Source organism: Rhodoferax potami, from assembly GCF_032193765.1.
Lineage (GTDB): Bacteria > Pseudomonadota > Gammaproteobacteria > Burkholderiales > Burkholderiaceae_C > Allorhodoferax > Allorhodoferax potami.
The window spans coordinates 2625799-2652353 of the sequence record NZ_JAVBIJ010000001.1 but is presented as its reverse complement, the minus strand read 5'-3'; the positions used below and the strand labels follow the sequence as shown (position 1 = coordinate 2652353).

Here is a 26555-nt window from a genome sequence, read left to right as displayed (position 1 = left end):
TAAGGCAAGCAAAAAGCAGAAAGGGCTCCCGAGGGAGCCCTTGGCTTACAGCGTGTCTGCTTAAGCGTTGGCTTGCGCTTTGCGGCGGCGTACCACGGCACCCAACAAGCCCAAACCTGCGAGCAGCATGGCGTAGGTTTCTGGTTCTGGGACGGGGGTTACCGGAACGCTTTCACCTTGAACAAACGCGCCAACGACCAGCATCTTGGTCACGGCCGTGTCTGTGTCGTTGCTATAAATTGCTTGCAGGGTCTTGGCCTCACTGTTCAAGCCAGTCATGTTGATGCCGTGGGTAAACACAGAGGATGTTGGAAGGGCATCACGAATCTCGAAGTAAGTGCCTGCAAAACCGTATTCACCCAGTGCCTTAGTGAAGCTGGTGCTCAATGACGACAAAGCACCAAAGGTAATGCTAGTGTGCGCATTAAGGGTGAAACTCAAGCTGGCGTAGCTAATGGCGTCGTAACGGTTGTTGTTGTTGCTCCCGCCTTCGGCCATGAAGACTGCGGCGTCGAAACTATTGCCGGTAATGCCGGTGGTAGAAAACGCATCAGCGGAGTTCGCAATGATGGGGGCATTCGTAGAGGTCGTTAGGACTTTTTCGTCGAGCGTGTTTCCGAAATTGTCGCGAACCGTTGCGCGCTTGTACAAGTCAGGCTGGCTGCTTACGAAACCACCGCTGCTGAGGGTCACGGTGAAGTTGGAAATGGACGCGAAAGAATTTGAAGCTGCGAATGCTGGCAAGGCGGCAGACATCGAAAATGCTGCGGAGACGGCAAGCAGGCTGAAACGCGAAAATGACATAGGGCTCCCTGTATGAATAGTGGTACACGGAGTATCCCTACAGAACGCAAGGTCGCCCATAGGCCGTTCGGGTAAACGCCACAGGGCTTGGCGGCCCACGGACATGCCTCTCTTGCCGAGGTGCACGCCAACAGTAAAAAGGGCCCCCTAAGGAGCCCTTGGCTAAAGGCAAATCGGCTTAAGCGTTGGCCTGCGCTTTGCGACGGCGTGCCACAGCACCCAACAAGCCTAAACCTGCGAGCAGCAGAGCGTAGGTTTCTGGTTCTGGCACTGCCGGAATCACCGCGCCATTGCGCACGCTGAAGTTGTATTGCCCTTCAACACCGGAGTCGAGTTGGTTGTGCGTCAATGCGTTGCTGCCGGAGTTCAGCAGCGCTCCGTTGACGGCTGAGCCTGCAAGTTCAAAAGACTTGGTGGTCCCATTGGACCAGCCCGCGCGTGCAGATGAACCGCCGAATCCATTGGTGCCGCCGCTGGCGCTACCGGTTTCCCAGCTGATGTTGTCGTAGTTGAATTGAAAGTCAAAGTTACCAGCGCCCGTGTCTGAGCGATCAGTCACGATCAGTTGAAAGGAGTTGGTCTTGTCGGCCTTGGAGTCGAAGTAGCCCACGTTGATCCAATTCACGCCAAACGTCTGGCGTCCATTGATAGTGGCTTGGCCGTATTGGGTGAGTCCGCTGGCGATGTTGCGTGTATCCACATCGGCAAAGAATGGCGCCAGCATTGCGTTGCTGGTGCTCAACAGGCTGAACGGTGTGTAGGTCGGCAACCGGGTATTGAACGAGACGTTGCCGTTGTTGTTCACATACAGCTGATTGAAGCTTTGGCCATAAAAATTGATGCTGAACCCGATATCGACCAAGTCTGTGGAGCTATCGTCATTCGCGGCCAGCGTATTGCTGGTGAAAAGGTTGGCGTCGTGCACGGCCGCCGCCATGGCGGGCGTGGCAACGCACGTGATGGCCAGTGCGGCACTGGCAATGATGTTTTTGAACATACTTTTACTCCCTGTTGATGGAGCTGAAAGTATGTTCAATAACGCTTTGGCGGTCACTGCCGCACCATGGTGCCGATGGACTATGAGATCCGTCAGCTTTGTAAAAACTTGCTACTGCCTGCCGTCAGCACCTCACCCCGCAAAGGTGTAGCTGCGCGTCTCCGTAATCGTCTCAACTACCAACTGCCCTATCACACGCGGATTGCAGGCAAAGTTCACCACGCGGTTGCACTCGGTGCGGCCCATCAGTTCGCCGTTGTCGCGCTTGCAACTCTTGCAAGCAGGACCCGGAATCCCCGCGCGGCGAATGCGGTGGTTTACCCCATTCGTGATTTCGGGCCACTTTGTGGGGGGAGTAGCGGACCACAAACACCACATACAGATTGGCTTCATGACGCTGCAATCATGAAGCCAACGAACTGCGATCAATTTTTCTAGGCCCTGATTGGTGCCCAATACCCCTTGCCGCCCCTCTAATTTCGCAAATAAATCAGTGTCATAGGAATCCGAACAGGCTATTGCCGTTATTCAACCACCCTTATTTAATGAGGAGGTTTCAATAAATTAGGGATGGAAAGTAATGAAAATTGTTGCACTTGTATGTTTGCTGACGGCATCTTTAGCGTCTACAGCGCGCGCTGATAACTTGGTTGTCAACGGTAGCTTTGAGAATGGACTGACTGGTTGGCTAAATGCGGGTGAAGCTCTTCCCTATAAAGACTATGGGGCAACTGACGGAAGTTGGTCCTTGATATTTGCACATGGAAATAACGCTGGATCTGTGCTTTCCCAAGAAATTGACACCATCTCCGGTACGAAATACAGCGTGGCCTTCGATTGGAAATCTACCCACCCGGCCGCATCGAGTGAGCAGAGCCTCTCATTTTTTGCTGAAGGCTCTGCGAAAGTGAAGTTGACGGAACTGTCGGCTTTCGGAAGTTACGGAGGGCCGTTTAATGCCAACAGCCCTTTCTTGCATTTTTCGACAACATTCGTTGCGAATAGCAGCAAGACAAATATCGTTTTTTCAGATTCCAGTGCTTCGAGTTATCAGGCAGATCAAGTTCTGGATCGAATTACGGTATCCACAGTCGCGGCAGTTCCAGAACCAGAAACCTATGCCATGTTGCTTGCTGGGCTTGGCCTGATGGGGATGGTGGCTCGCCGCCGTCAAGCTCAGCAAGGCTAAAGCTCGAATAGATCAATTGTTGAACGGGAGCTTTGGCTCCCGTTTTTCATTCATTCGAATTGGTGTAATTTACCTATGGCAAGCAATGAGTAATGAGTGGCATCACTGGGCGGCAACAGCTAGTGGGAATGCACTTCATATGACATTCGCCGTGCTTCAAATAGAAGCGACGACCTTTGGCGCGGGTCTTGATGCCCTGGGAGCCTGAAAGATCACACAAAGTCCGTTTGGGTCGCAGCCACTTTGATTGACTAACGGACTTTTTGGTCAGGCCACAGTCTCAGCTGTCAGCACTTCACCCCGCAATGTGTAGCTGCGCGTCTCAGTAATCGTCACATCCACCAGCTGCCCGATCAAGCGCGGGTTACCGGCAAAGTTGACGACGCGGTTGCACTCGGTGCGGCCCATCAGCTCGCCGTTGTCGCGCTTGCTGCCGCCTTCTACCAAGATGCGCTGCACCGTGCCTAGGCGCTGGTTGCTGATGGTGGCAATGTTGGCGTTGATGGCGGCTTGCAGCTCTTGCAGGCGGGCCAGCTTCACTTCGTGTGGGGTGTCGTCATGAAGGTTGGCTGCCGGCGTGCCGGGGCGGGGGCTGAAGATGAAGCTGAAGCTGTTGTCAAAGCCGATGTCGTGGATCAGCTTCATCATCTTGGCGTGGTCTTCGTCCGTCTCGCCTGGGAAGCCGACGATGAAGTCGGAGCTGATGCTCATGTCCGGCCGAATGGCGCGCAGCTTGCGGATGGTGCTCTTGTATTCCATGGCGGTGTAGCCGCGTTTCATAGCCATCAAAATCTTGTCGCTGCCGTGCTGCACCGGCAGGTGCAGGTGGCTCACCAGTTTGGGCAGCTTTTCGTAAGCCGCAATCAGGCTGGGTGTGAACTCGTTGGGGTGGCTGGTGGTGTAGCGGATGCGTTCAATGCCGGGGATGTCGCTCACGTATTCCAGCAGGGTGGCAAAGTCGGCCATCTCGCCCGAGTCACCCATGGCGTTGCGCCAGGCGTTCACGTTCTGGCCCAGCAGGTTGACTTCTTTCACGCCCTGGTCGGCCAGGCCGGCAATCTCTACCAGCACGTCTTCAAACGGGCGGTTGATTTCCGTGCCACGGGTGTAGGGCACCACGCAGTAACTGCAGTATTTGTTGCAGCCTTCCATGATGCTCACAAAGGCGCTGGCGCCATCCACCTTGGCGGGGGGCAGGTGGTCGAACTTTTCAATTTCGGGGAAGCTGATGTCGACTTGCGGCTTGTCCAGCGCCTTGCGGGCGTTGAGCAGCTCCGGCAAGCGGTGCAGGGTTTGCGGGCCAAACACCACGTCCACATAAGGTGCCCGCTTGATGATCTCGGCACCTTCCTGGCTGGCCACGCAACCGCCCACACCGATTTGCACGCCCTTGGCCTTCAGGTGTTTGATGCGGCCCAGGTCGCTGAACACTTTTTCCTGCGCCTTCTCGCGCACCGAGCAGGTGTTGAACAAAATCAGGTCAGCCTGCTCCACATCATCAGTGGGCTCGTAGCCTTGGGCGGCGCCGAGTACGTCAGCCATCTTGTCCGAGTCGTACTCGTTCATCTGGCAGCCGAAGGTTTTGATAAAGACTTTTTTGGACATGACGTATCCCGTGAAGATGCTATGAATAAAGGAGCGGATGGCACAAGTAGCGCGTGCGCTACAGGCCGAAAAGGCAAATAAGCCCTTGGGTGGCTTATCGGGAGTACGACGGCTTGGTGGGGTAAAGCGCGACTTCAGTCTCGTTCAATATCCACACGTCGTGCAGCATGGATTGGCTGTCCAGGACGGTCATCACTTGCAGGGTCTGACCGACGGCGCTGGCAGACATCAGCAGCATGCCGTTGGCTCCGCGGATCCGGGCGCCGGGGGAGAGGCGTGCCACCATGTTGTTAAACAAGACTTCGGGTGGTTGCACCACCTGCAGAGTTCCGCGCAAAGCGGTGGATGGGAACGTGCGCACCGTCACAGAGTTGCCATTGCGGTCGGTAATGACCTGTGCGGTGGGGCTGGTTTGCGCCATGCTGCCCAGGGGCAAGGCGGCCAGCAAAGTGAGTGCGCTCAGGGCGCGAAGGCAGCGGTTCATGGTGTGTATCCAGAGGCTGTGAATGAAAGAAGGGCCCGATTTTACCGGGCCCGTCGTTCAGCGGGGCTTTTGCAGGCGCTGCAGCATCAGTTCTTGCGCGATCCGCATGCGCTCCACGGCAGCGGACAGGTTCTTGAACTCCAGCACCTTGATGCTGGCCACCGGCTTGGTGGACTCGCCGCGGCTCAGGGCGTCGACCAAGGTCGTCAGGTTGCGGATGGGCTCAGTCACACTCTTGGGCAGGCTGATCAACAAGTACAAACCAATGCCGATGCCAATCAGCACGCTTGCCATGACGCCGTAGATCATTTTGTTGAATCCCTCGTTGGTCACCGTGGTCAGTGCCAGCGTAGCTTCACTCTTCTGGGCAAAGGTGGTGGCAACGCCTTTGATCAGGTCGGCAGAAAAACGGTCTTTACCCGCCTTGATCAGGTCATTGGCTTCATCTGGCAGCAGCATGCGCGTGCCTTCCAATACAGGTGTTGCCTCTTTGGTCTTGGCGCCCTTGGTGCTGGCGGCTTGCTGTTCGGCGGCCTGGGCTGTGGCCGCTTCTTCCTGCATCTTGTTGGCGCGGGCGTTCACCTCAGCAAACACCTTGGTCATTTCTGCCGCATAAAACTCACTCGCTGCGGCCCACTGGCCCACGCGGCTCAAGTCATCAGCGCTCAAGGCGCCGCTGCTGTTGGCGCGCATGCGACCGAGCAGCGCGGTGATCTTCTCCATCGTGCCGGTCCATTCCTTTTGGTACTGGGTGCGCTTCTCGGGGTTGTTCACGTAGATGAAGTATTCTTTTTCGTACCGGCGAATCTGCTGCGCCATGGTCGACAAATCGGCCAAGTCCACCTGGGCTACGGTGTTCCTACGCGCCACCTCCACCACTTCGCGCTCGGTGTAGCGGCCCATGGTCAGCACGCCGGCGGCTTGCAATATAAAAAATACGATGATGGCAATCAGCCCCACCGTGAGGTTGCGGTTGATGGATGTTGTTTTTTTCATGGCTTACTTTTGAAGAGGGGTGATGGGGGCTGGGGCTGTGGGGGTGCACCGCTCCAGAATGGTCTGGCGGATATGTTCATTGGGCAGTCCGGCAGGCAACTGCTGGCTGAGGTTGATCAGGAACGAGCGGAGGTGGGCTTCGTGGTTGGCTTGCGGCAACGCGTGGCTGGATGCGGTGGCATCCATGGCGTCTTCGACCACAAACCGGGCTGCCACGCCGAGATAGTCGACAAGGACTTGGGTGGCGGTTTGAGCCACATGTTCTGGATTCCACACCTGAGGTTCTGCTTTCTTGAAAGTTCAGCCATGCTTGGCTGGCGACGCCGGTGGCATCGTTTTCAAGAATTCTAGGTGTCGGGCAGGGCTTTGCCTGGGGGTGCGAGGCGAGCGCCCATGAAAAAACCCGCAACGTGTGAACAATTGCGGGTTTTTGATTTGGTGGTCGTAGGTGGACTTGAACCACCGACATCAGCATTATGAATGCTGCGCTCTAACCAACTGAGCTATACGACCGAGACGGGTATTATAGACCAGATTTATTGATGCGTAAAGTTTGCAGCGCGTTTGTTCACAAAAGCGTCCATGCCTTCCTTTTGATCGGCGGTCGCAAACAAAGCGTGGAACATGCGGCGCTCGAAGGCAATGCCATCTGCCAAGGTGCCTTCAAAGGCGCGGTTGACCGATTCTTTGGCCGCCATGGTCGCCACTTGTGAGAAGGCGCAGATTTGCAAAGCGGCGCCCAAGGCTTCCTCTTGCAGCTTGTCCAGCGCCACCACGCGGCTTACCAGGCCGGCGCGCTCGGCCTCGGTGGCGTCCATCATGCGGCCGGTCAGGGCCAGGTCCATGGCCTTGGATTTGCCCACCGCACGGGGCAGGCGCTGGGTGCCACCGGCGCCGGGGATGATGCCCAGCTTGATTTCCGGTTGGCCGAACTTGGCGTTGTCGGCGGCGATGATGAAGTCGCACATCATGGCCAGTTCGCAACCGCCACCCAGCGCAAAGCCGCTCACGGCGGCGATGACCGGTTTGCGGATCGTGCGGATGGTCTCCCAGTTACGGGTAATGAAGTCGCCTTTGTAGGCATCGGCAAAGCTGAACTTGGCCATGGCGGTGATGTCGGCGCCTGCCGCAAACGCTTTTTCGCTGCCGGTGATCACCATGCAGCCGATGGCGGGGTCGGCGTCAAAACCCTTGAGGGCAGCGCCTAGCTCGTCCATCAACTGGTCGTTGAGGGCGTTGAGCTGCTTGGGGCGGTTCAGGGTGATGATGGCAACCTTGTCGCCTTCCACGCGGGTGGTGATGCATTCGTAGCTCATTCAGTGGTCTCCTGTTTTGTGTCGAAATGAGGGGGCTGGGCGCACTATAGCCAAGCGAATTTGCGCCGCGCTGACGCGAGCTGCGGTTTATGCGCCGTCCAGCCAGCGGTTAGCGGCGGCCGCATCGCGCACCGACAGGCGCACCGCCTGGGTGGGGGCCGGCAGGGTGAGGGTCAGCTGCATCAGGCGCTTGTCGCGCGAAACGAGAGCTGTCACTTTCTTGGCCTTGCCGGCATAGAGCATCAGGTCATCCAAGGCCTGCATGCGCCAGGGCATGCCCTCAGTCTGCACGGCCAACCACTCGTCGCCCGCCGCAAAGCCGGCTTTTTCTGCGGCTCCACCCCGCAGCACCTGTTGGATGAACAGCCCACCGCTTTCTTTGACTCGCAGTCCGAGTTGCTGGGCGGCCTGGTCGGGCTCGCGGTTGACTTGCACACCGTGCTGCTCCAGCAGTTCGGGCACGGGCAGATCTTTGGTGCTGTGCACCCAGCGGGCCAAATCTTTGGCGAACGAGCGCCCGCCAAGGTCTTGCAGCACGGCCAGCAGGTCTGCCTCGGTCATGGGGCCGCCGGCGCAGCGCGTCCACAGGCCGCGCATGACGGCATCGAGGTGGGTTTTGCCTTCGGCGCGCAGGGTCAGGTCAAGGCACAGGCCCACCAGTGAACCCTTGGTGTAGTAGCTCACGGTGGCGTTGGCGGTGTTTTCGTCTTGGCGGTAGTACTTCACCCACGCGTCAAAACTGCTCTGCGCCACGCTTTGCACCAGCCGCCCCGGGGTTTGCTGGACCTGGTTGATGGTCTTGCTCAAGAGCTTCAGATAAGCGGCGTTGTCGATGCGTTTGGCACGGCGCAGCAGCAAGTCGTCGTAGTAGCTGGTGAAGCCTTCAAAAAACCACAGCAGTTCGGTGTAGTTCTCTGCGCGATAGTCGTAGGTGGCGAGTTCGGCGGGGCGCAGGCGCTTGACGTTCCAGGTGTGGAAGTACTCGTGGCTGATCAGCCCCAGCAGCGTGGTGTAGCCCTCGGGCTGCTTGTGGGTGGTGGGGGCCAGCGTGGTGCGGGGCAGGCGCGGCAGGTCTTTGCGGTTGCAAATCAGGGCGGTGGAGTTTTTGTGCTCCAACCCTCCATAGCCATCGTGCACCGCGGCCAGCATGAAGACGTAGTTTTTGAATGGAATCGGGCTTGGGGCCTCGTCTTTATTGCGGGAGCTGCTATCTTTTTGATACTGTTCAAGTGCGCTTCCGTGCCAGAAGCGCATTTCCGCTTCGCAAATGGCGCGGGTGTCGGCCAGAAGCAACTCGCCGTCAAAGCTGGGCGGTGCGCCTGCCACCACAAAGCGGTGGGGAATGCCGAACACCTCAAAACTGCCGCTCCAGAACGGTCCCATTTCCACCGGGCAGTCGACCAGGGTGTCGTAGTCAGGGGCGTGGTACAGGCCAAAGCCCGCCTTGTCTATAGTGACCGCCGACAGTCCGGTGGCCAGCTGCCAGTCCGTGGTGCCGGAAACCGGCGCGATGTCCAGGGTGTGAGGCTCTGCCGCCGCTTCGGGCACCTGCAGGCACAGGCTGGTGCCATTGAAAAAGCCGCGCTGCGCATCCAGCCAGGCGGTGCGCACCGAGGCGTCAAAGGCGTACACCTCGTAACTGACCTCCAACGGCAGGCCGGCGCGGCAACTGACTTGCCAGGTGGCTTTGTCCAGCTGCGTCACCGGGATGCGTTTGCCGCCTTGCCGACACTCCAGCTGCTGCAGGTGTTTGGCAAATTCGCGCAGCAGGTAGCTACCCGGAATCCAGGCTGGCAGGCGCAGGGTTTGGGTGCTGGCCGGCGAGGCTACGGTCATCTGCACCGTGAACAGGTGGCTGTGCACATCGGGCACTTCGATCCGGTAGTGCACCGCGGATGCGGGTGCAGCAGTTGCGAGGGATTTGGACGACTTGGACGAAGTTTTCATGCCTAAACACCGGTTGGCGCCCGCTATGCTTGCGCGAGCAGCTATGAATTCAGGAGCAATTTGTGAAGGGCTCCGGCCCGCGCCGGGTGCCCAGTGGCTTTAGCTTTTGGCGTCTTTCAGGTGTTTTTCGATTTGCTGGGCGTCAATCGCACCGGGCACGCGGTTGCCATCCTCAAACAGCAGCGTGGGCGTGCCTTGGATGCGGTAGGTCTTGCCGAACTCCACATTGCGGGCGAGCGGGGATGTATCGCACATGGCTGCTGCGGCCGGTGCTGGCTGGTCGCGCAGCATCCAGTCTTGCCAGGCCGCGACCTTGTCTCTGCTGCACCAGATCGCCTTGGATTTTTCTGTCGAGTCCGGCCCGAGGATGGGGTAGAGGAACATGTAGATCGTCACGTTGTCGATCTTTTGCAGATCGCGCTCAAAGCGTTTGCAATAGCCGCAGTTCGGGTCTTCAAAGACGGCCAGCTTGCGCGAGCCGTTGCCCCGCACGATGGTGAAGGCGTCTTTGAGAGGCAGGCTGCTGAACTTGATGGCGGTGAGCTTGTTGATCCGCTCCTCGGTCAAGTTGCGAAGCCCTTTGGTCTCGTACAGGTTGCCTTGGATCAGGTAGTTGCCCTTGGCATCGGTGTAATAAATCTCGACGCCATTGGCCCGGACCTCATACAAGCCGGGGATGCCGGCCGGGCGCACTTCGTCGATGGACTTCAGCTGAGGCACCCGTTTGGCAATGGCCTCGCGGATGGCGGCCTCCTGGGCGAAGGCACCCGTGGCAAAGGCGGAGAGCGCCAGGCCCACGGTGGCAAACAAACGGGGGAAGTGCATAAACAAAATTTCCGGAAAAAGTAAAAAGACGGAGCGAGCCCGGGCGCTTACAGGCCCATGGCCTGCCGGGCAACCCAGTGTTTGAGCGGGGCGCAACTGTCAAAGCCGCGCATGCCCCAGCTGCGGGCGTTTTCCGCCCAGGCGTGGGGGTGGGCAAATAGCTGTTGCAGGGAGTTGCCACTGCCACCCACCACTGCGAAGGCCGCCTTGCGGGCCCGCTCGTAGCGGCGCAGCAAGCGCATATCGTCCACAGGGCGCCAGTAGCCACGGGTATCGAGCACCTGCACCAGCTCGGCCACATCACCCAAACCGAGGTTCAGGCCCTGGCCCGCCAGTGGGTGCACGTTGTGGGCCGCGTCGCCCGCCAATACCCAGGCGCGCCGCTGGCCGTCCAGGGTAGTTGTACCTGTCCAGCGGGTGGCGACGGCATGCTGCAGGGTCCAGCTCGCGCGGGGGCTAGCCAGACGCAGGGTACCCACCGCCATGCGGGTGGCCGTTTGCAGGGCGTTGGTGAATTCCAGATCGGTGTATTGCATCAGGGCTTGTGCGCGCTCTGGGGACACCGACCACACCAGGGCGTGAAAGTTCCCCTCCGGCCCTTGCATCGGCAACAGCGCGGTCACTTCACCTTCGCTAAACCACTGCCGGGCGGTTTGTTGGTGGGGCAGCGAGCTCTCCACCCGGGCGGCTACCGCGGTCTGGGCATAGCGATGTGTTTCGAACTCCACGCCGAACTCGTCGCGGGTGGTGCTGGCGCGCCCTTCACACACGACGGTCAGGGTTGCGGGCTGCGGTGTGTCGACCACAGAAATGAGGGGTTGGAACTGCACGGCCTGGGCGAGCTGTTGCTCGAGCACCGGCACGTCCACAATCCAGTTCAGGGCGTCTACGCCTTGCGGTACCGCATCAAAGCGGACCTCGGCGTCCGCATCGGCCACGACCGCCATGTGCAACACCGGAGTGGCATGGGCGTCCGCCGGCCAGCAACGGATGGCTTCGAGCAGTTGGCGCGAGCGGGCGTTCAGGGCGTATGCCCGCACATCCGGGCTAGACGAGGGCTGGGGGGGCGCCTCAACCAGCGCCACTTTCAGGCGTTTGGCCGCCAAGTGCAGCGCCAGGGTGCGCCCCACGATGCCGGCGCCACGGATACAAATGTCATAGGTTTGGGCCATTCAGTCATTGTAGGAGGGCTGTGCACAATGCTGGCTCTATGCACCAGGAAACCCCCATGACCCCACAATTTGAAGCCGATATTCACGGACACATTGCCGCGCTGATGATTTACCCGGTGAAATCGCTCGCCGGTATCGCGGTGGAACATGCACGCCTGCTGGACACCGGGCTGGAGTGGGACCGGCACTGGATGGTGGTGGATGGCGAGGGGCTTTTTGTGAGCCAGCGCGAATATCCCCGCATGGCGCTGGTGCAGCCGCGCCTGCTGGCACAAGCACTGGAGTTGCAGTGTCCCGGCCTGAGCCCTCTGGAGATAGCGCTCGACGCGCAGGGGCCGCAAACCCGGGTCCAAGTCTGGGACGACATATTGGATGCCCTCGACATGGGGGATGCCGCCGCTCTGTGGTTGCAGCAAGCGCTGGGTTGCGAAGGAGTGCGCCTGGTGCGCTTTGCGCCCGAGGGGCGGCGGGCGTGCAGCCCCCGCTGGACCGGCGGTGCGCAGGGGCACACCCAATTTGCCGACGGATACCCGGTGCTGGTCACGACCGACGCCTCCATGGCGCCGCTCAACAGCCGGTTGGCGGCCGCGGGTTTGCCGCCGGTCGGCATGCGCCGTTTCCGGCCCAATGTGGTGTTGGGCGGAATGGAGGCAAATGATGAAGACCACATGGCGGTCTTGCAGGTCATGGCCGAGGAGGGCGGCGCCACCCCCGCGCAACTCACTTTGGTGAAGCCGTGCGCCCGCTGCCCGATACCCAATATTGACCCCGACACGGCTGAGAGCCACCCCGGCGTGGGGGATGCCCTTCAAAGCTACCGCCGGGACGCCCGCTTGAACGGCGCGATTACCTTCGGGATGAATGCCATCGTGCAGGCCGGCGCAGGCCAGGTGCTGCGGGTGGGGCAGACGGTTGCTGCGTCATACCAGTTTGATGGAGCCGCTGCCCCGTAAGTTACGCCGGCCATGGCGAGCGCTGTGCCCGCGGTCAGCTCGACAGCGAGGAGTGCAAGCTGGCTAGTTGGGTGGGTACAGGCTCAAGAAAACGGATCGGCCGGCGGGTTCGCGGAGATATGCCGGCCAGCACGCCTGCCAACTCGTTGAGGGCTTGTGCAGGTTCGACCGGGTTTTCATGCAGGAGCACGCACGCAGCTTGAAACTGCAGCGTGACCTCGGTGGGCATGCCTTGCAAGGGAATCAGCCCCGAGGCCACCAGTTTGACCAGCCGCTCGGTGAGCACCTGCCGCGAACCGACACCCTCCAGCAGCAGGGCAAACCGCGCGCTACCCACCCGTGCCGCCGGGTCCACATCCCGTAGCACCCGGTGCAGCTTGATCACGGCGCGCAAAAGGCACTGCTCCGCGGCAGGATCCCCCATGTTGTGGCGGATGTGGTCCAAGTTTGCAATGTTCACCAAGACTAGTGCCAAGGGCTCGCGGTGGGTGATGGCGCGTTCATAGGCCTCGGTGAGGTGGGTTTGGAAGGCATGTGCCGTGAGCAAACCGGTCAATGCGTCTTGGGTCGGGAGGTGTTCTGCCCGGGCCACGACTTCTTTGCGGTCATGGGTGGCGCGCCCCAAGGCATAGACCAAGGCGGGCACCGAAGCCGCCACGGTGAGTGTGAGCAAATAGCGCACCGGCCAGAATGCGGGCAGACTGCCGCCGGCCTCCAGCGTCATCCAGATCACCAGGGCGAATTTGGGGGTGTATGTCCACAGCAGCCAAGCTCCCAAGGGGGAGCCCGCCCTCCAGTTCACCGCCGTAGCCAACAGGCTGCAAGCGGTGCCCAGCAGAATCACGATGCCCGAGACCGTATCCGCCAGGGTGCGGTCCAGGAACAGGTAGCAGGCAACCGAGGCCAGTGCAGCAACACCCAGCACGCCGAGCAACTTATCAAACCACGGGTAGTGGGTGGAGAGCGCATACAGGTGCCGCACATAGAGCAGGGCGACCCCGATAGCCAGTGACGGCAGCACACTGCTGGCGTAGTCTGCCCACAAGGGGGCGCCGGGCCAGAGCAGTGAGTTGAGGATGCCGTTGAATTGCGCCAGCGTGAGCGCAATCATCACGCTGTAAAGAGCGGCGCCCAGGTCCGACACATTGCGGAACTCTGCATAGCGCATGAGTGAGACGGCCGCCAGGGTGAGGATCAGCCCGAACATGACGCCGAGGCCAATGCCCTCTGCCAGGCGCTGGCCCTCGCGCAGGTTGGCCGGGACCATCCGCAAAGGGATGGCGAGCGGCTTGAAGTTGCGAATCTGCAGCAACACCTCGGTAGGCTGTCCGGGCGGCAAGTACAGCTCAAATTCGGGGTACAGGCCGCGCACGTTCCAGTGGCGCTGGGCGTGCTTGTCGCCTGCTGTTTGGGGGTACCAGGCGCCGTCTTGTCGCTCAAAGAGCACCACATGGTCAAGGTAGGGCTGGGGAATGTTTAGCGTCCACCGGCCGGTGCTGCCGGTCGCACGAACCAGCGTGAGCTTGATCCAAAGGGTGTTTTTGGCGTTGAGGGGCGCAGCGTGCTCCATGTGGGCGGCTTCAAACGGCGCGGCCCAGGCTTGTGCCGCTGTCGCGTTGCGGCCCGGTTCCAGCCACTGCATGGAGCTGTTTTGAAGGGGCCACGGCTCGCTGTTGTCTGTCAATAAAAGCGGACTGGCAGCGCGGGCTTCGGCGACAAATCCATGCGCCCAACCCGCTCCCGCCCAAAGTGCCAGCGCCACCAACAGGCGCAGGAACAGGTATGGCATACACTTGTCACCCAGTTTTTAGAGGTTTTTTATGAGTTTGAAGTGTGGCATTGTAGGCCTGCCCAACGTGGGCAAAAGTACCCTTTTTAATGCGCTAACCAAGGCGGGCATTGCTGCAGAAAACTACCCGTTTTGCACGATTGAGCCCAATGTGGGCGTGGTTGAGGTGCCTGATCCGCGTCTGCAGCAGCTGGCCGACATCATCACCCCCGAGCGCATTGTTCCGGCCATCGTGGAGTTTGTGGATATTGCAGGTTTGGTGGCGGGCGCCAGCACCGGCGAAGGACTGGGCAACAAGTTCCTGGCACACATCCGCGAAACAGACGCCACCATCAATGTGGTGCGCTGCTTTGAAGACGACAACGTGATTCACGTTGCTGGCAAGGTGGACCCAATTGCCGATATCGAAGTCATTCAGACCGAGTTGTGCCTTGCTGATTTGGGCGCGGTGGAAAAAGCCTTGCACCGTGTAACAAAGCTGGCCCGCTCCGGCGACAAGGAGTCGAACAAACTGGTGGCGATTCTGGAGAAGTGCCAGGCGGCGCTCAACGAAGCCAAGCCGGTGCGTACCTTGGACTTCAGCAAAGAAGAGTTGCCTTTGCTCAAACAGTTTTTCCTGATCACAGCCAAGCCCGCGATGTTCGTGGCCAACGTGTCGGAAGACGGTTTCGAAAACAACCCCTTGCTCGACCGCTTGACCGCGTTTGCGACGGCCCAGGGCGCGCCTGTGGTGGCCATTTGCGCCAAGATGGAAGCCGAACTTTCTGAGATGGACGATGCGGACCGGCTGGAGTTCCTGCAGGAGCTCGGCCAAACCGAACCCGGTTTGAACCGCCTGATTCGCTCTGCCTACAGCCTGTTGGGCTTGCAAACCTACTTCACTGCTGGGGTGAAAGAGGTGCGCGCCTGGACTATCCATGTGGGCGACACCGGCCCCCAAGCGGCTGGCGTGATCCACACCGATTTCGAAAAGGGTTACATCCGCGCCCAGACTATTGCCTTTGATGACTTCATCAGCCACAAGGGTGAGCAGGGTGCCAAAGACGCGGGCAAGATGCGCGCCGAAGGCAAGGAATACGTAGTCAAAGATGGCGACGTGATGAACTTCCTGTTCAGCTCTTGATGGCACTTGCCGCGGCGGCAGCGTGACGCTGTCTTTTGATTGGTTGGCCCTGGGCGCTGCGGCTTGCTGGGCGGTGACCGGGCTGATTTCAGCCCCTCAAGCGCGCCATCTCGGCGCGTTTGCATTTACCCGTTGGCGCATGGGGCTGGTGTTTGTGATGCTGGCGCCCGTGGTCCTGCTCAATGGGGCTTGGCACAGCATCCATGCCGAGCAAGCCTGGGTTTTGATTCTCAGTGGATTGATCGGCATCTTCATTGGCGACACCGCCTTGTTTGCCTCCATGAACCGGCTAGGCCCACGCCGCACCGGGGTGCTGTTTGCCACGCACGCCTTGTTCAGCGCACTGCTGGGGTTTGTGGTGCTGGATGAGCGCATGGGGCCCCAAGCCATGATGGGCGGCGCCCTGGTGGTGGGCGGCGTCATGACGGCGATTGCCTTGGGCAGCCGCAAAGACGAGTCGCATGCCCTGGAGCAGCTTCGCGGCCATATTCCCTCGGGGATCGCGCTGGGCCTGTTGGCCGCCTTGTGCCAGGCAACCGGTTCTTTGATTGCCAAGCCTGTGATGGCCTCGGGGGTGGACCCGGTCGCGGCCACGGTGCTGCGGGTGGGGGCTACTTGTGCCGCCCACTTGGTGCTTCTGTGGGCGGGCGCTTCGGTAGCTCGCACCCAAAACCCCTTGTCTTTGGCCGTATTGGGCAAAGTCGCGTTGAGCGGCATGATCGGCATGGGCTTGGGGATGAGCCTCATCCTGCTGGCGCTGCAGCGTGGCAATGTCGGGATGGTGGGCATCTTGTCATCCGTGTCGCCGGTATTGGTGTTGCCCTTGTTATGGTGGCACCTGGGCCGCTCGCCCGCGCAGGGCGCTTGGTGGGGCGCCGGTCTCACGGTGCTGGGCACGGTGTTGGTGTTGGTCCGTTAAATGGGTCGGTTAATGAGGGGATGCCCGTGACTTCTGTGAATCACACGTTTGCTGACATCGAGCAGTTGTCTACCTTTGATGCGGTGATCGACGCGCGTTCGCCCGGCGAATACGCGTTGGACCATATTCCCGGCGCCATCAACTGCCCGGTGCTGAATGACGAGGAGCGTATCCGCGTCGGCACGATGTACAAGCAGGTCTCGCCGTTCGAGGCCCGCAAGGTCGGGGCCGTCTTGGTCGCGCGCAATGTAGCGACGCACATCGAAAGCTTATTTGCGGCGCACCCCAAGTCGTGGCGGCCGCTGGTGTATTGCTGGCGCGGTGGCCAGCGCAGCGGCTCTTTCACCCACATCCTGAACGAGGTGGGTTGGACGGCCCGGCGCTTGTCAGGGGGCTACAAGTCGTGGCGCCACCACGTGCTTGAAGAGTTGGTGCGGGTGCCCGCGCAATTCCGCTTTCAGGTGCTGGCGGGCCCGACCGGCTCGGGCAAGACCAAGGTGCTCGAAGCCTTGCAGGCCCAGGGACACCAGGTGCTGAACCTGGAGGCGCTGGCGGCCCACAAGGGCTCGGTACTGGGTGGCTTGCCGGATCAGGCTCAGCCGTCTCAGAAAATGTTCGAGACTCAGATACTCCACACCCTCTCCAGCTTTGACCCGGGGCTCCCGGTGTATGTCGAGGCGGAAAGCAAGCGCATCGGTTTGCTGCGATTGCCTGATTCGATTTACCAAGGTATCCAGCAAGGCCAGTGGTGGGGGCTGGATGTGCCGGTGGGGCTCAGGGTGCAGTTTTTGTTGCAGGACTATGCCTACTTTCTGCACAGTGACACGCTTCTGGATCAGCTGGACCGTTTGGTCGCGACCTGTGGCAAAGCCCAAGTGGACCAGTGGAAAGAGTGGGTGGCAGCGTCGCGCTATGCGGAGTTGGTGGAGGATCTCTTGGTCAAGCACTACGACCGGTACTACGACCGCTCCATGCGCCAGCTCCAATCCGGTGAGGCGCGGGACTTTCTCTTGAGTACCGACGATGTCTCAGACGCCGGCTTCATGGACCTCGCCAGCCGCTTGGCACTGCGCTCGCAACTCACCACAGTCGCACCAGTCCGGTAAGTGCCGCCGTCATGGTGATGTAGCGCAGGCATTTGCCGATCGCCATATAAATCACGCACGGCCAAAACGGAAGGCGCAGCCATCCGGCAACCGCACACAAAGGGTCGCCGACGACCGGCAGCCAAGACAGCAAGCAGGCCTTGGGCCCGAGGCGTGTGAGCCATGCAAGGGCCCGCACATGACTGGCGGAGCGGCCATACCGGTTTGCGAGATGGCTGGCCGCGTGGCCCATCCACCAGGTGATGGCTCCGCCAAGGGTATTGCCGGCAGTGGCCACTGCAATAACCCGCCAGAACCAATCCGGCTGCAACTGCACGAGCCCGAAGACAACCGGCTCTGACCCCATCGGCAACAAGGTGGCAGACATCAGCGAGACCGCAAACACCGTGCTCAGCCCGAATTCGGGGAGCGAGAGCCATTGCAACAAAGAGTGAAACCAAGCATCCATAGCGGCCCAGTATAGGGAGCAGAGCGCGGCCGCCGGTGAAGTGCCTGCGCATTTCAATTGCTGAAATTTTGAGCAGTTAGAATGCAGGCCGGGCCCGCTGAAATGCGGGCCTTCACGCTTTCTAACGCCCCCAGCTTTCCTCATACCCATGCAAATCGGCCCATTCGCTTTGGCGAATCACCTCTTTGTTGCCCCCATGGCGGGGGTGACGGACCGGCCCTTCCGCCAGCTTTGCAAGAAGCTCGGCGCAGGGTATGCGGTGAGCGAAATGGTGACCTCCCGCAAGGACTTGTGGAAGAGCCTCAAGACCTCGCGCCGGGCCAACCACGATGGGGAACCCGGCCCGATCGCCGTGCAAATTGCCGGCACCGATGCGCAGATGATGGCGGAAGCCGCGGTCTACAACATCGACCGTGGTGCCCAGATCATCGATATCAACATGGGTTGCCCTGCCAAAAAGGTGTGCAACAAGTGGGCTGGCTCCGCCCTGATGCAGGATGAGCAGCTCGCTATCGAAATCGTGGCGGCCGTGGTGAACGCCTGCGCCCCCCGCAATGTGCCCGTGACCCTGAAAATGCGCACCGGTTGGTGCCAGGCAGAGAAGAACGCGGTGGTGCTCGCCCGTGCCGCCGAGGCCGTGGGCGTGCAAATGGTGACGGTGCACGGCCGCACCCGGGAGCAGGGCTATCAAGGGCAGGCCGAGTACGACACGATTGCGGCGGTGAAAGCGGCCTTGCGCATTCCGGTGGTGGCTAATGGCGACATCACTACCCCTGAGAAAGCGCGTGAGGTGCTGGCCGCGACCGGCGCAGACGCCATCATGATCGGCCGCGCCGCCCAGGGCTACCCATGGATATTCCGGGAAGTGGCGCATTTTCTGGCCACTGGCACACACCTTGCACCGCCGCTCGTGAGCGAGGTGAGAAAGCTGTTGGTCGAGCACCTCTACGACCACTACAGCCTCTATGACGAATTTATCGGTGTGCGCTCGGCCCGCAAGCACATCGGCTGGTATTTGCAGGATCTACCCGGTGGCGAGGATTTCCGCCAGGGCATGAATCTGCTGGAAGACAGCGCCTCCCAGGTGGCGGCGGTCGAAGCGTATTTGGACACGTTGAACGAAAAAATGGATCGCATCCCAGCAAGGGGATCTGCGAACGGTCAGGCAAGGGGACATGACATGACGGAATTGGCAGTATGAGCGGCACGAATTTGGATGATTGCGTGCGCGCAAGCCTGGAGCTTTACTTTGCAGACCTCGACGGCACAGAGCCCGCCGGCATGTATGACATGTTGGTGCGCGCAGTAGAAAAGCCTTTGCTGGAGGTGGTGATGGCGCAGGCAGACCACAACCAATCCAAAGCAGCGCAATGGCTGGGCCTGAATCGCAACACCCTGCGCAAAAAATTGGTCGAGCACAAGCTGCTCGCATAAGCCCCCCACCGGCATCCGCCTTGGTGCGGTTGCCCGGTGAAACGTTTTCTGGTTTTACTTTACTCCCGCACTATGAACGCACAAAAAACTGCATTGCTGTCGGTCTCCGACAAGACCGGCATCGTTGAACTCGCCCAGGCGCTGCACGCTCAGGGTGTCAAGCTCTTGTCTACTGGGGGCACTGCCAAGCTGCTGGCCGACAAAGGCCTGCCCGTGACCGAAGTGGCCGAGATGACCGGCTTCCCTGAAATGCTGGACGGCCGTGTGAAGACCCTGCACCCCCGCGTGCACGGTGGCTTGCTGGCGCGCCGCGACTTCCCTACCCACATGGCCGCATTGGCCGAGCACAACATCAACACCATCGACTTTCTGGTGGTGAACCTGTACCCGTTTGAAGCCACCGTGGCCAAAGCTGGTTGCACGCTGGAAGACGCGATTGAGAACATCGATATCGGCGGCCCCGCCATGGTGCGCAGCGCCGCCAAGAACTGGAAAGACGTGGCGGTGCTGACTGACGCAGCACAGTACGACACCGTGATCGCCGAGCTGAAAGCTAATGGCGTGGTGAGCGACATGACCAAGCTGGGCCTGTCCATCGCTGCGTTCAACCGCATCAGCCAGTACGACGGTGCTATCAGTGACTACCTGTCTGCCATTCAGATTGGTGATGAGGTGCCTGCAGGCGATAAGGCCCCGGTGTTGGACCTGTTCCCCGGTCAGAGCAACGGCCGCTTCATCAAGGTGCAAGACCTGCGCTATGGTGAGAACAGCCATCAGCAAGCCGCGCTGTACCGCGACCTGATGCCTGCCCCCGGCTCGCTGGTGACTGCCAAGCAGCTGCAAGGCAAAGAGCTGAGCTACAACAACATCGCCGACGCGGATGCCGCCTGGGAATGTGTGAAGAGCTTCGACACGCCAGCCTGCGTGATCGTCAAGCACGCCAACCCTTGCGGCGTGGCTGTCGGCGCTAATGCCTTGGAGGCCTACAGCAAGGCCTTCCAAACCGATCCCACCAGCGCGTTCGGCGGCATCATTGCCTTGAATACGGAGCTGGACGAGGCCGGTGCCCAGCAAATCTCCAAGCAGTTTGTGGAAGTGTTGATGGCGCCTAGCTTCACAGCCGCAGCGCTGGAAGTCTTCAAGAGCAAGGTCAATGTGCGCATTCTGCAAATCGACCTGCCCAAGGGTGGAGCGTCGGAATGGGACCAAGGCCGAAACCTGATGGACATGAAACGCATCGGCTCCGGCATCCTGCTGCAAACGGCTGACAACCATGAGCTGGCCCTGAGCGACCTGAAGGTCGTGACGACCAAGCAGCCTACGGCTGAAGAACTCAACGACCTCCTCTTCGCATGGAAGGTGGCCAAGTACGTCAAGTCCAACGCCATCGTCTTCTGCAAGGGCGGCATGACCATGGGCGTGGGCGCCGGCCAGATGAGCCGCCTGGACTCTGCCCGCATCGCCAGCATCAAGGCCGGCCACGCGAATCTGTCCTTGGCTGGCACGGTCGTCGCGAGCGATGCGTTCTTCCCCTTCCGCGACGGCTTGGATGTGGTGGTGGACCATGGCGCGACCTGTGTCATCCAGCCCGGTGGTTCTATGCGCGACCAGGAAGTCATTGACGCGGCCAACGAGCGCGGCGTGTCTATGGTGTTCAGTGGCGTGCGCCACTTCCGCCACTGATCGGCCTGCCATGAACGCTTTGCGATTCGTCACTCTCGTTGGTGCCCTTGTGTTGGGCGTCTCTAGCAGTTGGGCCCAAGGGGCGAACAAGCCGATCCGCCTCGTGGTTCCTTATGCCGCAGGCGGTCCGCTGGACATTACCGCCCGAGTGCTGGCCGAGCGGGTCAAAGACAGCCTCGGCACAGTGGTGGTGGAAAACCGCCCCGGTGCCGGCGGCAACATCGGTGCGGATGTAGTGGCCAAAGCTGCGCCTGACGGTTACACCATCGGCATCGCGGCCACCGCCACGCATGCGGTGAACCCGTGGCTGTTTGCCAAGATGCCCTACAACGCAGCGACGGACTTTGCCGGTATCACGCAGATGGTGCGTGTGCCCAACGTGCTGGTGATGAATGCCGAGGTGGCCCAGCGCCTGCGCATCGGGACCCTGGCGGACCTGATCGCTTACGCCAAGGCCCATCCTGCCAAGCTCAACTACGGCAGCGGCGGCAACGGCAGTGCCGGACACTTGGCGGGGGAGATGTTCAAGAAAGAAGCCGGAATTTTCGCGCTGCATATCCCTTACAACGGTGGAAACCCTGCGCAACTGGCATTGCTCAGCGCGCAGGTGGACTTCAATCTGGACAACCTGGCCACGGCAGCGCCCAATATCCGCTCCGGCAAGCTCAAGGCCTTGGCGGTCACTTCCCTCAGCCGCAGCACAGCCCTGCCGGAGGTGCCTGCCATGTCCGAAACGCTCAAGGGTTTTGCGATTGACACATGGTGGGGGCTGGTCGCTCCGGCAGGTACGCCCAAGGAGCGGATCGCGCAGCTCCACCAGGCCTTTACCGCGGCTCTGCAAGCGCCTGAGACCAAGACCCGCTTCAACACCTTGTTTGCCGAACCCGCACCCTCCACTCCCGCTGCCTTTGATGCGTGGATGCAGGCAGAGCGCCGCAAGTATGAAAAAGTAGTGAAAGACACGGGCGCCCGCGTGGATTGAAGGGCGCTGCATCGATAAAAAAGCCGCTCTTGAGCGGCTTTTTTATGCCTATTTGATCTGTAGCCCTCGCAAAATAAGCGCAGCTAGCTACTATTTTTATAGCAAATCAAGGTTTGGGTGAGGCCTGTATCGGGTCTTGCGCTGCGGTCGATCCGGGCTAGTGGGGATTGCGCGAAAATGGGCGCCATGCAAAACCACATCACCTCCAGCCTGCAAGAGGCGCACACCGCATTGACCAACCTGCTGGCCAACCCGGCCGCGTTGGCGACCATCGAGCAGGCAGCGCAACTGCTGATCGCCACCTTTGAGAGTCAAGGTCGTGTGTACTCCTGCGGGAACGGCGGCTCCATGTGCGATGCCATGCACTTTGCCGAAGAGCTGACCGGTCGCTACCGCAAGGACCGCAAAGCCTTGGGCGCTACTGCTATCAGCGATGCCGGCCACCTGACTTGTGTGGGCAATGACCATGGTTACGAGCAAGTGTTCGCCCGCTACGTCGAAGGCCACGGCCGCCCCGGCGATTGCCTGGTGGCGCTCAGCACCAGTGGCACAAGCAAGAATGTGATCAAGGCCGCCGAGGCGGCCAAGGCATTGGGCATGAAGGTCATCATCCTCAGCGGCAAGCGCAGCGAAAAGCTGGAGCCCTTGAGCGATGTGTACATCTGCACCCCCGGTGGCACTTACGCAGACCGGGTGCAGGAGCTGCACATCAAGGTGCTGCACATCCTGATTGAGCTGATTGAGCGCTACTTCTTTCCAGAGAACTACGTCGGCGAGTGAGCGCGTAGTCCACCCCACCATAAAACAAGGGCTGGAAGCCAAATCGGCTTCCAGCCCTTGTTTTATTTGCGCGAGCAGCTTCTATTTTGATAGCAATTTGAACACGTCACCCGCTGCGGCGACCGTCTCTGCAATGTCGGCATCGGTGTGCGCTGCGCTCATAAAACCTGCCTCATAGAGCGCTGGGGCGATGTAAACACCGCGGTCCAGCAGGCCGTGGAACAGGGTGTTGAAACGCGCGTTGTCGGTGGTCATGACCTTGGAGTAGTTTTGCGGCAGTTCTTTGAAGAAGAAAAAGCCGAACATGCCGCCCTCAGAGTCGCCGCAGAAATCGACTCCCGCTTTGTCAGCTTCAGCTTGCAGGCCGCTGATCAGGGACTGTGTTTTGCGGCCCAGGTCTTCGTAAAAGCCGGGTTTGCTGATTTCTGCCAGCGTTGCCAAGCCGCAAGCGGTAGCCACCGGGTTGCCGGACAACGTACCGGCTTGGTACACAGGGCCCAAGGGCGCCAATTGCTCCATCACCGCGCGCTTGCCGCCAAAGGCTGCCAAGGGCATGCCGCCGCCAATGACCTTGCCCATCACTGTCATGTCAGGCTCAAAGCCGGGAATGCTGCGGGCATAGACCTGCTGGGCGCTGCCGGGGGCGACGCGAAAACCCGTCATCACTTCGTCAAACACAAACAGCGCGCCGTATTCGGTGCACAGTTCGCTGCAGCGTTTGATGAAGGGCACGCTGGCGCGCACGAAATTCATGTTGCCGGCAATCGGCTCGATCATCACGCAGGCCAGCTCTTTGCCGTGCAGGGCAAACGCTTCTTCCAATTGCTGGATGTTGTTGTACTCCAGCACCAAGGTGTGCTGCACCACTTCGGGGGGCACCCCGGCGCTGGTGGGGTTGCCGAAGGTGGCCAAGCCGGAACCGGCTTTGACCAGCAGTGCGTCGGCATGGCCGTGGTAGCAGCCTTCAAACTTCAAAATCTTGCTGCGGCCTGTAGCGCCGCGGGCCAGGCGGATGGCGCTCATGCCGGCCTCGGTGCCACTGCTGACCAGGCGCACCATGTCCATGCTGGGCACCAGTGCCAGGATGGCCTCGGCCAGTTCGACTTCGCGTTCGGTGGGGGCGCCAAACGAGAAACCGTCCAGCGCTGCTTTTTGCACCGCCTCCAGTACCGCAGGGTGGCCGTGGCCCAGGATCATGGGCCCCCAGGAGCCAATGTAGTCGATGTAGCGCTTGCCGTCGGCGTCCCAAAAGTAGGCGCCTTGGGCACGTTGCACGAAGCGCGGTGTGCCGCCCACGGCCTTGAATGCACGCACAGGCGAGTTCACGCCACCGGGAATCACGCGCTTGGCGCGCTCAAAGAGTTCTAAATTACGATCTGTCACAAAATTTCTGCCAGTTAGTGTCGGGTGGAGTTGGGAGGGACTTCGAAGTCGGCTTCAAGGGCACTGATGGTGCTTTCGTCGTCGTCATCGGATTCTGGTTGTGCCCAGAAGAGCCGGTCTGGAATCACGTGCCCCATGCCGGGGCGGAACCCGTTTTCCAGGCATCGGTCCAGGTAACTCAGGGCTTCGGTCACGGCTTCGTTCAGTTCGGTGCCGCTGGCAATCAATGCTGCCAATGCTGCGGAGAGGGTATCGCCTGCTCCCGTGAAGATGGCTTCAAAGCGCTCAAACTTTTCACTGCACAACACAGAGGTGGGCGAGGCCAACACGTTATCAATGAACTGGTCCGGCAGTGGGATGCCGGTGACCAGGGTGTAGGGCACTCCAAAGGCATTGGCCGCTTTGGCGATGTCACGGGCCGAGGGGCTTTTGTCGGCGCTCCAGTCCGGTAGCAGCCAGCGCGAGAGCGTGCTGTGGTTTCCTACCAACAGAGTGGTCTGTGGCAAAAGTAACTCTGTGCAAGCGTCTTGATACAAATCGATCTTGTCTTCCTCCCACCAGGAGAGGTCGGGCATGTAGGCAACCAGCGGGACATCGGCATAGTCAGAGGCCAGTTCCGCAATCGCAGAAAGGTTCTCTGGTGTACCCACAAAACCGACCTTGAAGACCTGTGCAGGAACGTCTTCCAGAATGATGCGGGCTTGCTCGGTGACCGCCTCGTCATCAAAGGGGAAATGGTCCACGATCTCTGTGGTGTCGCGGGCATAAGCACCAGTGACGACGGGCAGGGCATGGGCGCCTACGGACGCAATCGCAGTGAGGTCGGCAGAGGTCCCGGCGCTACCGCTCGGGTCGTTGGCGTTGAATGCCATGACGCAAGCCGAAGGGCCGTCGTCGTCCATGGTTTCGTCAAGTTCGGGGGGAGGGATGCCGACATCTAGAGGCCTCTATTAGGGTAAGTCATCGTGCAGAATGGCGTTCTTTAGATGGGCGGTCGTCTTTTTCACAAAACCTGCTCTATACAATCGTTGGATTCTATTTGAAGGCTCAATAAGCTGTGACTGATACCAAAACTTGGATGTGCTTGATTTGCGGTTGGATTTACGACGAAGCCGCCGGAGCGCCTGACCATGGCATCGCACCCGGTACTTTGTGGGCGGATGTTCCGATGAACTGGACTTGCCCCGAATGTGGTGCTCGTAAAGAAGATTTTGAAATGGTGCAGATCTGACACCCATTGCAGGTGTGAAATTTGCTTGTGCTGACGTATCTCGCCAACGCGGGGAGCATTCCTCTTAACGTATGACCATTCCCACCTTCAAAGTGCTCGTGATAGACGACAGCAACACGATAAGACGTAGCGCGGAAATCTTTCTCAAGCAGGGTGGGCACGATGTCCTGTTGGCAGAGGACGGTTTCGATGCGCTCGCCAAGGTAAATGATTACCAGCCGCACATCATCTTCTGTGACATTCTCATGCCACGGCTGGACGGCTATCAGACTTGCGCCATCATCAAGCGCAACACCAAATTCTCTAGTGTGCCGGTGGTCATGTTGTCCTCCAAGGACGGTGTCTTCGACAAAGCCCGGGGCCGCATGGTCGGCGCGCAGGACTACCTCACCAAACCATTTACCAAAGACCAATTGCTGAAAGCGGTTCAGCAATTCGGAGCTGCCATGCAAGGAGCGAATTGATGCCTATCCAAAAAGTACTGATCGTTGATGATTCCAAAACAGAGTTGCTGTTTCTTACCGAGATTTTGCAGAAGAACGGATTCAGCGTCCGTTCGGCAGAAAACGCTGACGAGGCGTTCAAGCGTCTCACAGAAGACCGTCCGCACCTTATTTTGATGGACGTGGTGATGCCCGGGCAAAACGGCTTCCAGTTGACGCGGGCGATCAACCGCACGCCTGAATACGCTGACATCCCGATCATCATGTGCACCAGCAAGAGCTTGGAGACCGATCGTGTCTGGGGCATGCGCCAGGGCGCCAAAGACTACATCACCAAGCCGGTCGATGCATCCGAGTTGCTAGCCAAAATCAAGGCTCTGGGCTAACGCCGACTTGATATGGCCAACAGAGACGCACTCCGAGAATTACAAGCCCGGCTCGCGAGCCGTTTGCAAGCTGCGAAGACCGAAGGTATGTCGGTGGCGTGGTTGGCCGTGCAGGCCGGCGCCCGGAAGTATCTGTTTCCATTGGGTCAGTCCGGCGAAATCGTTCCTGTGTCCTATCTGCAAGCGGTCCCCTACTCGGTGGACTGGTTCTTGGGTGTCATGAATATCCGGGGCGGTCTTTTCGGAGTCGTCGATCTTGCGGCGTATTTGGCGCAAGACGGGGTGGGTTCCAGGCAGGTAGTTGCCGGGGAGCCCAGTGTGGTGACGCTCAATGCAGCATTGGATGTGAATTGCGCGTTGCAGGTGGATGTTTTGTCCGGCCTGCGCGGCGCTGATGCGTTCACCCAGTCACATGGTCCGGCAGAAGGCTCTCCGCTTTACCTGGGGAATGTGTTCATCGATAGCGCGGGTGAGTCTTGGCAAGAAATCAACTTGCGCGTTCTCTCCCAGTCTCCGCAGTTTTTAAGCATCACCGCTTAGTTCACCTGTAAGGTCTCAAC

28 protein-coding genes, 1 tRNA gene and 1 pseudogene are annotated in these 26555 nt (G+C 59.9%); 14 read left to right on the top strand and 16 right to left on the bottom strand.

The genetic code is table 11. The annotated features are described in order from the left end of the window. Window positions 1-60 precede the first annotated feature (60 nt). The 3 genes and pseudogenes from RAE21_RS12745 to RAE21_RS12735 form a co-directional block, all read right to left on the bottom strand. Window positions 61-804, bottom strand: a complete 744-nt coding sequence (locus tag RAE21_RS12745; protein ID WP_313881673.1) for a PEP-CTERM sorting domain-containing protein — start codon at window positions 802-804, stop codon at window positions 61-63. Window positions 805-982: 178 nt separating this feature from the next. Beyond that, window positions 983-1801: a nidogen-like domain-containing protein gene (locus tag RAE21_RS12740; protein WP_313881672.1), complete on the bottom strand. Its 819-nt coding sequence runs from the start codon at window positions 1799-1801 to the stop codon at window positions 983-985. 92 nt (window positions 1802-1893) lie between these two features. Next, window positions 1894-2068 (bottom strand): annotated as a pseudogene (locus tag RAE21_RS12735) (TRAM domain-containing protein); the annotation flags it as partial. Between the two features lie 313 nt (window positions 2069-2381). On the opposite strand from RAE21_RS12735, the gene RAE21_RS12730 reads away from it, so the two are divergent. Further along, entirely contained in the window at window positions 2382-2990 is a 609-nt protein-coding gene (locus tag RAE21_RS12730) for a PEP-CTERM sorting domain-containing protein (RefSeq protein ID WP_313881670.1), read from the top strand. Window positions 2991-3257: 267 nt separating this feature from the next. Here the strand turns inward: RAE21_RS12730 and miaB are convergent, their stop codons facing one another. The 9 genes from miaB to RAE21_RS12685 all read right to left on the bottom strand — a co-directional run bounded on the left by miaB (window position 3258) and on the right by RAE21_RS12685 (window position 11335). Beyond that, window positions 3258-4595, bottom strand: a complete 1338-nt coding sequence (miaB, locus tag RAE21_RS12725) for a tRNA (N6-isopentenyl adenosine(37)-C2)-methylthiotransferase MiaB (RefSeq protein WP_313881669.1) — start codon at window positions 4593-4595, stop codon at window positions 3258-3260. A gap of 94 nt (window positions 4596-4689) precedes the next feature. Continuing rightward, window positions 4690-5079 carry a hypothetical protein gene (locus tag RAE21_RS12720; protein ID WP_313881668.1) on the bottom strand — a complete coding sequence of 130 codons (390 nt, stop codon included), beginning with the start codon at window positions 5077-5079 and terminating at the stop codon, window positions 4690-4692. A gap of 57 nt (window positions 5080-5136) precedes the next feature. Continuing rightward, the gene (locus tag RAE21_RS12715) at window positions 5137-6075 is read right to left on the bottom strand and encodes a hypothetical protein (RefSeq protein WP_313881667.1); all 939 of its coding nucleotides are present in this window, start codon (window positions 6073-6075) and stop codon (window positions 5137-5139) included. Window positions 6076-6078: 3 nt separating this feature from the next. Then, on the bottom strand, window positions 6079-6351 hold the full coding sequence (locus tag RAE21_RS12710) for a hypothetical protein (protein ID WP_313881666.1): 273 nt from the start codon (window positions 6349-6351) through the stop codon (window positions 6079-6081). Between the two features lie 160 nt (window positions 6352-6511). Further along, window positions 6512-6588, bottom strand: a tRNA-Met gene (locus RAE21_RS12705). Window positions 6589-6611: 23 nt separating this feature from the next. Next, the gene (locus tag RAE21_RS12700; protein ID WP_313881665.1) at window positions 6612-7391 is read right to left on the bottom strand and encodes an enoyl-CoA hydratase; all 780 of its coding nucleotides are present in this window, start codon (window positions 7389-7391) and stop codon (window positions 6612-6614) included. A gap of 87 nt (window positions 7392-7478) precedes the next feature. Continuing rightward, window positions 7479-9338 carry a M61 family metallopeptidase gene (locus RAE21_RS12695; RefSeq protein WP_313881664.1) on the bottom strand — a complete coding sequence of 620 codons (1860 nt, stop codon included), beginning with the start codon at window positions 9336-9338 and terminating at the stop codon, window positions 7479-7481. Between the two features lie 99 nt (window positions 9339-9437). Next, window positions 9438-10163, bottom strand: coding sequence for a DsbC family protein (locus RAE21_RS12690; RefSeq protein ID WP_313881663.1), 726 nt, complete (start codon window positions 10161-10163; stop codon window positions 9438-9440). A gap of 47 nt (window positions 10164-10210) precedes the next feature. Beyond that, window positions 10211-11335 carry an FAD-dependent monooxygenase gene (locus RAE21_RS12685; protein WP_313881662.1) on the bottom strand — a complete coding sequence of 375 codons (1125 nt, stop codon included), beginning with the start codon at window positions 11333-11335 and terminating at the stop codon, window positions 10211-10213. A 56-nt stretch (window positions 11336-11391) separates the two neighbouring features. Here RAE21_RS12685 and RAE21_RS12680 point away from each other — a divergent pair, with 56 nt between their 5' ends. Beyond that, a complete protein-coding gene (locus tag RAE21_RS12680; RefSeq protein ID WP_313881661.1) occupies window positions 11392-12288 on the top strand; it encodes an MOSC domain-containing protein in 897 nt (298 codons plus the stop codon). A gap of 34 nt (window positions 12289-12322) precedes the next feature. Here the strand turns inward: RAE21_RS12680 and RAE21_RS12675 are convergent, their stop codons facing one another. Further along, on the bottom strand, window positions 12323-14077 hold the full coding sequence (locus RAE21_RS12675) for a sensor domain-containing diguanylate cyclase (RefSeq protein ID WP_313881660.1): 1755 nt from the start codon (window positions 14075-14077) through the stop codon (window positions 12323-12325). 31 nt (window positions 14078-14108) lie between these two features. Between RAE21_RS12675 and ychF the strand changes: the two genes are divergently transcribed. From ychF to mnmH, 3 genes are read left to right on the top strand one after another with little or no spacing between them, the layout of a single operon-like run. Continuing rightward, complete coding sequence (ychF, locus tag RAE21_RS12670) at window positions 14109-15200, top strand: redox-regulated ATPase YchF (protein WP_313881659.1); 1092 nt, start codon at window positions 14109-14111, stop codon at window positions 15198-15200. Window positions 15201-15222: 22 nt separating this feature from the next. Next, complete coding sequence (locus RAE21_RS12665; RefSeq protein WP_313875139.1) at window positions 15223-16119, top strand: DMT family transporter; 897 nt, start codon at window positions 15223-15225, stop codon at window positions 16117-16119. 26 nt (window positions 16120-16145) lie between these two features. Further along, window positions 16146-17225, top strand: a complete 1080-nt coding sequence (gene mnmH / locus RAE21_RS12660) for a tRNA 2-selenouridine(34) synthase MnmH (protein WP_313881658.1) — start codon at window positions 16146-16148, stop codon at window positions 17223-17225. On the opposite strand, the gene RAE21_RS12655 is transcribed toward mnmH, so the two are convergent. Continuing rightward, window positions 17200-17673 (bottom strand): YqaA family protein, encoded by a 474-nt coding sequence (locus RAE21_RS12655; RefSeq protein WP_313881657.1) that lies wholly within the window; start codon window positions 17671-17673, stop codon window positions 17200-17202. The two genes, mnmH and RAE21_RS12655, sit on opposite strands and share 26 nt — an antisense overlap. 148 nt (window positions 17674-17821) lie before the next feature. Here RAE21_RS12655 and dusB point away from each other — a divergent pair, with 148 nt between their 5' ends. The 5 genes from dusB (at window position 17822) to RAE21_RS12630 (ending at window position 22552) form a co-directional block, all read left to right on the top strand. After that, entirely contained in the window at window positions 17822-18874 is a 1053-nt protein-coding gene (gene dusB, locus RAE21_RS12650; protein ID WP_313881656.1) for a tRNA dihydrouridine synthase DusB, read from the top strand. Beyond that, window positions 18871-19107, top strand: coding sequence for a Fis family transcriptional regulator (locus tag RAE21_RS12645; RefSeq protein WP_313875143.1), 237 nt, complete (start codon window positions 18871-18873; stop codon window positions 19105-19107). The genes dusB and RAE21_RS12645 overlap by 4 nt, the downstream gene beginning before the upstream one ends. A 72-nt stretch (window positions 19108-19179) precedes the next feature. Continuing rightward, window positions 19180-20790, top strand: coding sequence for a bifunctional phosphoribosylaminoimidazolecarboxamide formyltransferase/IMP cyclohydrolase (gene purH / locus RAE21_RS12640; RefSeq protein ID WP_313881655.1), 1611 nt, complete (start codon window positions 19180-19182; stop codon window positions 20788-20790). Between the two features lie 10 nt (window positions 20791-20800). Further along, on the top strand, window positions 20801-21772 hold the full coding sequence (locus RAE21_RS12635; protein ID WP_313881654.1) for a Bug family tripartite tricarboxylate transporter substrate binding protein: 972 nt from the start codon (window positions 20801-20803) through the stop codon (window positions 21770-21772). Window positions 21773-21958: 186 nt separating this feature from the next. After that, window positions 21959-22552, top strand: coding sequence for an SIS domain-containing protein (locus RAE21_RS12630; RefSeq protein WP_313881653.1), 594 nt, complete (start codon window positions 21959-21961; stop codon window positions 22550-22552). An 81-nt stretch (window positions 22553-22633) separates the two neighbouring features. Here RAE21_RS12630 and hemL read toward each other — a convergent pair whose 3' ends face one another. Both hemL and thiD read right to left on the bottom strand, forming a co-directional pair. Beyond that, window positions 22634-23935, bottom strand: a complete 1302-nt coding sequence (gene hemL, locus RAE21_RS12625) for a glutamate-1-semialdehyde 2,1-aminomutase (RefSeq protein ID WP_313881652.1) — start codon at window positions 23933-23935, stop codon at window positions 22634-22636. 14 nt (window positions 23936-23949) lie between these two features. Next, window positions 23950-24837 (bottom strand): bifunctional hydroxymethylpyrimidine kinase/phosphomethylpyrimidine kinase, encoded by an 888-nt coding sequence (thiD, locus tag RAE21_RS12620; RefSeq protein WP_313875147.1) that lies wholly within the window; start codon window positions 24835-24837, stop codon window positions 23950-23952. Window positions 24838-25013: 176 nt separating this feature from the next. Here thiD and RAE21_RS12615 point away from each other — a divergent pair, with 176 nt between their 5' ends. From RAE21_RS12615 to RAE21_RS12600, 4 genes are all read left to right on the top strand, one after another. Continuing rightward, the gene (locus tag RAE21_RS12615; protein ID WP_340283487.1) at window positions 25014-25166 is read left to right on the top strand and encodes a rubredoxin; all 153 of its coding nucleotides are present in this window, start codon (window positions 25014-25016) and stop codon (window positions 25164-25166) included. Window positions 25167-25237: 71 nt separating this feature from the next. Beyond that, complete coding sequence (locus RAE21_RS12610) at window positions 25238-25630, top strand: response regulator (protein WP_313875148.1); 393 nt, start codon at window positions 25238-25240, stop codon at window positions 25628-25630. Next, window positions 25630-25995 (top strand): response regulator, encoded by a 366-nt coding sequence (locus RAE21_RS12605; RefSeq protein WP_313875149.1) that lies wholly within the window; start codon window positions 25630-25632, stop codon window positions 25993-25995. The genes RAE21_RS12610 and RAE21_RS12605 overlap by 1 nt, the downstream gene beginning before the upstream one ends. A gap of 12 nt (window positions 25996-26007) precedes the next feature. After that, window positions 26008-26535 carry a chemotaxis protein CheW gene (locus RAE21_RS12600; RefSeq protein WP_313881650.1) on the top strand — a complete coding sequence of 176 codons (528 nt, stop codon included), beginning with the start codon at window positions 26008-26010 and terminating at the stop codon, window positions 26533-26535. The last annotated feature ends 20 nt before the right edge of the window (window positions 26536-26555 follow it).